General features: G+C 77.0%; 1 protein-coding gene. It reads right to left on the bottom strand.

Features of this window, described 5'->3' with window-relative positions:
* Nucleotides 1–602: multinuclear nonheme iron-dependent oxidase (locus tag ACSNOD_RS31580; RefSeq protein WP_436770501.1), on the bottom strand; the 602-nt coding region annotated here is incomplete at its 3' end.
* Between the last annotated feature and the right edge of the window lie 107 nt (nt 603–709).

Below are 709 nucleotides of genomic sequence, written 5' to 3'. Positions count from 1 at the left end.
AGCGCGGCCGACGGGTCCTCGCCCCGGTTGACGCGATTGGTGTGGAGATTGGCCACGTCGATCAGCAGCCGCACCCCGGTGCGCTCGACGAGCTCGGCCAGGAACCGGCCCTCGCTCATCTCCTCGCCCGGCCAGGAGATCAGCGCCGCGATGTTCTCCAGCGCCAGCGGCACCGGCAGCGCCTCCTGGGCGATCCGCACATTGGCGCAGAGCACGTCCAGGGCGTCGCGGGTGCGCGGCACGGGGAGCAGGTGCCCGGCCTCCAGGCGCGGCGTGGCGGTCAGCGGCCCCCCGGCCCGTACGAAGGCGATGTGCTCCGTGACCAGCGGCGAGCGCAGCGCCTCGGCCCGCTCGGCGAGGGCGGCGAGCCGGGCCGGGTCCGGCCGGTCCGCGCCGCCGAGACCGAGGGAGACGCCGTGCGGCACCACGGTGGTGCCCCGGTCGAGCAGCCGCCGCAGCGACTCGGGGAGGTGGCCCGGGCAGACGTTCTCGGCGACCACCTCGACCCAGTCCACGCCCGGCAGGTTCTCCACCGCCCCGGCGATCTCCGGCCGCCAGCCGATGCCCGTGCCCAGGCGCTCCCTGAGGCTCCCCCGATGCATGACGCTCCCCCTTCGGCGGTCCGCGCCCCGCCCCGTACCGGTGACGCCGGCCGCGCCCGGGCAGCTGACCTCGCGGCCCTCCCCCGCGCCCACCGACCAGGAGCCGG

It is taken from the genome of Streptomyces sp. URMC 123, from assembly GCF_051386515.1.
In the GTDB taxonomy this organism is placed as follows: Bacteria; Actinomycetota; Actinomycetes; order Streptomycetales; family Streptomycetaceae; genus Streptomyces.
The sequence above is the reverse complement of the archived record's forward strand: the minus strand, read 5'-3'. Positions and strand labels throughout refer to the sequence as shown.